General features: G+C 71.5%; 6 protein-coding genes. 2 read left to right on the top strand and 4 right to left on the bottom strand.

Annotation, left to right across the window (positions count from 1 at the left end):
- The 3 genes from aceE to K206_RS0134410 form a co-directional block, all read right to left on the bottom strand.
- Positions 1-1885, bottom strand: a 1885-nt coding sequence (gene aceE, locus K206_RS40175; protein ID WP_020206815.1) for a pyruvate dehydrogenase (acetyl-transferring), homodimeric type, incomplete at its 3' end; no start/stop codon positions are given.
- 301 nt (positions 1886-2186) lie between these two features.
- Complete coding sequence (locus K206_RS0134415) at positions 2187-2708, bottom strand: hypothetical protein (RefSeq protein WP_020206814.1); 522 nt, start codon at positions 2706-2708, stop codon at positions 2187-2189.
- Positions 2705-3238 carry a hypothetical protein gene (locus tag K206_RS0134410; protein ID WP_029044415.1) on the bottom strand — a complete coding sequence of 178 codons (534 nt, stop codon included), beginning with the start codon at positions 3236-3238 and terminating at the stop codon, positions 2705-2707. Before K206_RS0134410 ends, K206_RS0134415 begins: the two co-directional genes overlap by 4 nt.
- A gap of 195 nt (positions 3239-3433) precedes the next feature.
- On the opposite strand from K206_RS0134410, the gene K206_RS0134405 reads away from it, so the two are divergent.
- Positions 3434-4405: a 5'-nucleotidase gene (locus K206_RS0134405; protein ID WP_020206812.1), complete on the top strand. Its 972-nt coding sequence runs from the start codon at positions 3434-3436 to the stop codon at positions 4403-4405.
- On the top strand, positions 4402-4719 hold the full coding sequence (locus K206_RS0134400; protein ID WP_020206811.1) for a YnfA family protein: 318 nt from the start codon (positions 4402-4404) through the stop codon (positions 4717-4719). The genes K206_RS0134405 and K206_RS0134400 overlap by 4 nt, the downstream gene beginning before the upstream one ends.
- Before the next feature lie 247 nt (positions 4720-4966).
- Here K206_RS0134400 and K206_RS44030 read toward each other — a convergent pair.
- The coding region (locus K206_RS44030; protein ID WP_043367723.1) for a DUF6537 domain-containing protein at positions 4967-6084 on the bottom strand (1118 nt) is incomplete at its 5' end.

The following is a 6084-nucleotide window of genomic DNA, read 5'->3' as shown; positions in this document are numbered from 1 at the left end:
GGGCGCGCTGGTCGGCCGCGGCCCAGATCAGGTCGCCCACGCGCTGGAAGCCGAACATCGAGTAGTAGATGTAGAACGGCAGCATGGCCACGCCGTTCACGCTGTACGAGGTGGCCGCCGCGGTCCAGGACGCCAGCGCGCCGGCCTCGGTGATGCCTTCCTCGAGCAGCTGGCCTTGCCGGCTTTCCTTGTAGTACAGCATCGAGCCGGCGTCCTCCGGCTCGTAGAGCTGGCCGGCCGGCGAGTAGATGCCGATCTGGCGGAACAGGTTGGCCATGCCGAAGGTGCGCGCCTCGTCGGCCACGATGGGCACCACGCGCGGGCCGACTTCGCGGTCCTTGATGAGGTTGGTGAACAGCCGCACCACCGCGGTGGTGGTGGAGACCGCGCGCGCGTCCGGCTCCAGCGCGAAGCGCGCGTACTGCATCAGGTCCGGCATGCGCAGCGCGTCGGCGTGGCGGCTGCGCGCCGGCAGGTAGCCGCCCAGCGCGCGGCGGCGCGCATGCAGGTAGGCCATCTCGGCGCTGTCCTCGGCGGGCTTGTAGAAGCGCAGCGTCTCCACCGCGGCATCGTCCAGCGGCAGCTTGAAGCGGTCGCGGAAGGCGCGCAGCGCGTCCACGTCGAGCTTCTTCTGCTGGTGCGCGGTCATGCGCGATTCGCCGGCCTCGCCCATGCCGAAGCCCTTCTTGGTCTTGGCCAGGATCACGGTGGGCGCGCCCGTATGCTCCTGCGCGGCGCGGAAGGCCGCGTGGAGCTTGCGGAAGTCGTGGCCGCCGCGGCGCAGCGCGTCGATGTCGGCGCTGCTCATGCCGGCGGCCAGCGCCTTGAGCTCGGGGTCGCGGTTGAAGAAGTTGGCGAGGTTGTAGTCGCCGTCCCTGGCGCCGAGGTTCTGGTACTCGCCATCGACCATCGCGGCGAAGCGGCGCAGCAGCGCGTGGCTGGTGTCGCGCGCGAACAGCGTGTCCCACTCCGAGCCCCACACCACCTTGACCACGTTCCAGCCGGCGCCGGCGAACAGCGCCTCCAGCTCGTTGATGACCTGGCCGTTGCCGCGCACCGGGCCGTCCAGCCGCTGCAGATTGCAGTTGACGACGAAGGTCAGGTTGTCCAACTGCTCGCGCGCGGCCAGCGACAGCGCGGCCAGCGATTCGGGCTCGTCCATCTCGCCGTCGCCGAACACGCCCCACACGCGGCGCCCGGCGGTCTCGGCGATGCCGCGATGCGCGAGATAGCGCAGGAAGCGCGCCTGGTAGATCGCGCTGATGGGGCCGATGCCCATCGAGCCGGTCGGGAACTGCCAGAAATCCGGCATCAGCCACGGATGGGGATAGGAGCACAGGCCGCCGCCGGCCACCTCCTGCCGGTAGTTGGCGAGCTGGCTCTCGGACAGCCGGCCTTCGAGGAACGCGCGCGCGTAGACGCCCGGCGCCGAGTGCGGCTGGAAGTAGACCAGGTCGCCCTTGCGCCCGGCTTCGTCGGCGCGGAAGAAATGGTTGAAGCCCACTTCGAAGATTTCCGCCGCCGAGGCATAGCTGGACAGGTGCCCGCCGAGCTCGCCGTAGGCCTTGTTGGCGCGCACCACCATCGCCAGCGCGTTCCAGCGGATGATCGAGGTCAGGCGCTGCTCCATGTCGAGGTCGCCGGGATAGCGCGGCTGCTCGGCCACGCCGATGGTGTTCTGGTAGGCGGAGTACGGATGCGCGCGGTGGCCCAGGCCGAGATGGCTGGCATGCTCGGCCAGCCGCTCGAGCAGGAAACGCGCGCGCGGCGCGCCGCCGGCGCGCACCACGCCGGCCAGCGCGTCGAGCCATTCGCGGGTTTCTTCGTGATCGGTGTCCTCGCCGTGGGCAAGGTCGCCGGCGGCGGCTTGGTGCTGCGCGTGCATGGCTGTCTCCGTGGGGTTGCGTGGCGGGCGGCGGCATCGATGGCGCCGCGTCGCCCCGGAGCGCGGACCGCCTTTCCGGCAAGGTCCGGGGGCCGCGCGGGCAGGAATTCATTGTAGGGAGAGGGGTGCCGCAGAAGCTGCCGAATTCGGGCAGCCGGCGAGCCGCGCGCAGCGGAACGTGCCGCGAAGTGGCGCGGCGGCGGCGTGCTTGTGCCGTGAAGCGGAGAAATGCCGGAACGACGTGCCGCGGCGCGCGCGCGTCAGGCCAGCGCGGTGCCGGCCACCGGCCGGTGGCGACCGGCTATTGCAGGTTGCCCCAGCGCGGCACCGCCGGCTCGGCCGCCGCCCACTTCCAGCCGCCGGGCTGCCTGCAGGCCGTGGTCAGGAACCAGCTGCGCTGCCGCTTGCCGTCGTCGTCCACCGAGAACAGCGCCTCGCGGCACTCGGCCAGCGGCGTGCGGATGACGCGCACCACGCGCACCCAGCCGTGCTGGTTGCCGTAGGGAATGGGATGGCGGATTTCCCAGCGCTGCTGCTCGTCCACCGGCATGGCGCCGATGGTGGCGGCGATGCTGTCCTGCTCGGCGCGCTGCCAGTTGCGGAACACGTACTTGGCGCCGGCATCCGCCGCCGCCGCCACGCCGATGCCCACGCTGGCGCCGATGGCCGGGTTGCCGGTGACGGCGCCGGTGGCCACGCCGGCCACCGCGCCGGTCAGGTCGCCCACCGAGGCGCAGCCGCTGGCCAGCGCCGCGGCCAGCAGCGCGGCCAGGGCGGAGGCCGGCGCGGAGACCAGGATGCGCGGCCGCCGGCGGCCGCTCATTGCAGCGAGCCCCAGCGCTCGGTGGCCGGCTCGGCGGTGGCCCACTTCCAGTTCTGGCCGTCGCGGCAGATCGCCGCGATATAGAAGGCGCTCGGCTTGCCGTCCTCGTCCACCGAGAACAGGATCTCCTTGCACGGCAGCGACTTGCCGCCGATCTCGCGGCTGACGGTGACGCGGCCATGCTCGGCCGGCTCCAGCGGCACCGCGTGGTCGGTCTTCCAGTCGGCCACCGCGTCCACCGCGAGGCCGCCGGCGGCCTGGGCGATGCGGTCCTGCGCGGCGGCATGCACGCGCCGCTGGCTGTATTGCAGGGCCGCCTTCGCGCCGGCCTGCACGCCCAGGCCAATGCCGGTGGCGACGGCGGCGTTGTCGGTCACCGCGCCGGCCACCGCGGCGCCGGCAATGCCCGCGCCGGCGGCCGTGCCCTCGTTGAGCAGGGAGCTGCAGCCCGCGGCGGACAGGCACAGCGCGGCGGCGGCCAGCACGGCCACGCCACGCAAGGCATGCAGGGGAAGATCGGGACGATTCATGGCAGCAGCGGACCGGCACGTTGACCGGCACGTCGGCCGGCGCATTCGCAAATGCGGGCGAGGATACCCGCGCGGGGTGCCGCGGCCAAGCGGGAAAGTGTCAAAGTTTGTAAACAGCGGACCCGGCGCGGACCCGGTGCCCTGTCGCAATGCGCTGCCTCGGTGCCCCGCCTCGATGCCCTTATACTCGCGCTCATGGCCTACGATCTCACCGACAAACTCGTCATCGGCATCTCGTCCCGGGCGTTGTTCGACCTCGAGCACGAGAACGGCATCTATCAATCCCAGGGCGTGGCGGCCTACGCCGCCTACCAGCGCGAGAACGAGGACCAGCCGCTGCTGCCGGGCACCGCCTTCCCGCTGGTGGAGGCCCTGCTCGGGCTCAACAGCCTGATCCCGGACCTGCGCCCGGTGGAGGTGGTGGTGATCTCGCGCAATTCGCCCGACACCGGGCTGCGCGCCTTCAACGCCATCGAAACGCACCGGCTCGACATCACGCGCGCGGCCTTCACCGGCGGCGCGCCGATCGCGCGCTACCTCAAGGCCTTCAAGGTCGACCTGTTCCTGTCGCGCGAAGCCGCCGACGTGCAGGCCGCCATCGACGGCGGCGTGGCCGCGGCGCAGTTGTACGACGCGCCCGCCGCCTACCGCGCCCCGCCCGGGCAGATCCGCATCGCCTTCGACGGCGACGCCGTGCTGTTCTCGCCCGAGTCCGAGCGGATCTACAAGGAAAAGGGGCTGGAGGCCTTCATCAAGAACGAAAAGCGCCATCGCCACAAGGCCCTGGCCGAAGGCCCGTTCGCCAAGCTGCTGCTGCGCCTGGCCCAGATCCAGGCGCACTTCCCGCCCGGCGAGAGCCCGGTGCGCATCGCCATCGTGACCGCGCGCAACAGCCCCGCCCACACGCGCGTGGTGCACACGCTGCGCGCCTGGAACGTCAGCATCGACGAAGCGTTCTTCCTCGGCGGCCTGCCCAAGGACCAGGTGCTGCAGGCCTTCGGCGCGCACATGTTCTTCGACGACCAGGAAGGCCACGTGGAACTGGCCTCCGCGGTGGTGCCGTCGGGGCGGGTGCCTTACCAGGGCGGCGAGCTCGGCAGCAGCAAGACGCGCAGGCGGGCCAGGAAAGCGCCCGCCGCCGCGCAGGCGGAGGAACCCGCGGCGTGAAGATCTTCGGCCTTTACCTGATCACCGCCTGCGCGGAAATCCTCGGCTGCTACCTGCCCTACCTGTGGCTGCGCCAGAACGCCAGCGCCTGGGTGCTGGTGCCGGGCGCGCTGTCGCTGGCGCTGTTCGCGTGGCTGCTGACGCTGCATCCGGATGCGTCCGGGCGCGTCTACGCGGCGTATGGCGGGGTCTATATCGCGGTGGCGATCGCGTGGCTGTGGCTGGTCGACGGTGTGCGGCCCACGCCGTGGGACCTGGCCGGCGTGGCGGTGGCGATTGCGGGGATGGCGGTGATTGTGCTGCAGCCGCGGTGAGTGATCGGGCTGGGGTGGTTTGAGCGGTGGCGCTGTTTGCGGGCGCCGGCCCTCTCCCCCGGCCCCTCTCCCGCGGGCGGGAGAGGGGAGCAAACCCCGAGCGACTGACGAAGCCCGCGAATGGGCCCACGCCGCGAGAGCTAGCTCAAGCAAGGTGTCCTCCCTCTCCCCTCACGGGGAGAGGGCCGGGGAGAGGGGCGGTTTAGCTAGGCGCCACCTCAAGCGAAGCCAACGGTTCAAAAAAAACTCAAGCCGCCACCCGCGCCCCACCCTCGCGGTACTGCGCCAGCAACTGCCCGCGCCGCGCCGCAACTTTCTCCATATTGGCTTCCTTGACGTGCCCGAAGCCGCGGATGTCGTCCGGCAGGCCGGCCAGCGCCACGGCCGTATCGAGCCGCGCGGCGTCGAGCGTGGCGCAGAACTCGTCCACCATCCCGATGTAGTCCTCGATCAGCCTGCGCTCGGCGCGGCGCTCGGCGGTCTTGCCGAACACGTCGAACGCGGTGCCGCGCAGGCCGCGGGCGCGCGCCAGCAGGCGGAACACGCCGAGCGTGGCCGGGCCGAAGCGGCGCTTGACCAGATGGCCCCTGGCATCGCGCCTGGCCAGCAGCGGCGGCGCGAGGTGGAAGCCGAGCTGGTAGTCGCGGCCCGGCTCGCCTTCGAACCGGGCGCGCAGCTTGTCGAGGAAGGCCGGGTCGGCGTACAGGCGCGCGACCTCGTATTCGTCCTTGTAGGCCATCAACTTGGCGAGGTTGCGCGCCACCGCCTCGGTCAGCGGCAGGCGGCCGCCGGCGCCGAGCGCTTTCTCCGCGCCGCGCACGCGCGCCACCACGGCGCTGTAGCGCGCGGCATAGGCGGCGTTCTGGTAGGCGGTGAGCATGGCCTCGCGCTGGCGGATCACGCCGTCGAGCGTTTCCGGCATTGATACCACCTGCGCGCGCGCCGCCGGCCTGAGCAGCGCGCCCAATGCGGCTTCGCCGTGATGGGCGAGGTAGCGGCCCCAGTCGAACGCAAGCTGGTTCTTCTCCACCGACACGCCGTTGAGCACGATCGCGCGCGCCAGGCTTTCGCGGCGCAGCGGAATCCAGCCTTTCTGCCACGCAAAGCCGAGCAGCAGCGGGTTGGAGTAGATCGAGTCGGCCAGCAGCGTCACGGCCCAGGCGTTGGCGTCGATGAACGCGCAGGCGTCGCCGACGCTGGCGCGCAGGTCCTGCTCGGCCGAGGCGCCCGGGAATTGCCACCTGGGGTTGTGGATGAACTCCGCCGTGGGCGTGTTGGCGCTGTTGATGGCGGCGGCCGTCACGCCGGGCCGGGTCTTGGACAGGACCTCGGCCGAGGCCGAGACGATGGCGTCGCAGCCGATCA

Source organism: Cupriavidus sp. WS (assembly GCF_000395345.1).
GTDB classification, from domain to species: domain Bacteria; phylum Pseudomonadota; class Gammaproteobacteria; order Burkholderiales; family Burkholderiaceae; genus Cupriavidus; species Cupriavidus basilensis_B.
This window is presented reverse-complemented; position numbering and strand designations above follow the sequence as displayed.

Bases quoted from the DNA above. Each gene is read 5' to 3' on its own strand.
- K206_RS0134415 (WP_020206814.1), bottom strand. From the start codon at position 2,708: ATGAGCGGCCGCCGGCGGCCGCGCATCCTGGTCTCCGCGCCGGCCTCC.
- K206_RS0134410 (WP_029044415.1), bottom strand. From the start codon at position 3,238: ATGAATCGTCCCGATCTTCCCCTGCATGCCTTGCGTGGCGTGGCCGTG.
- K206_RS0134405 (WP_020206812.1), top strand. From the start codon at position 3,434: ATGGCCTACGATCTCACCGACAAACTCGTCATCGGCATCTCGTCCCGG.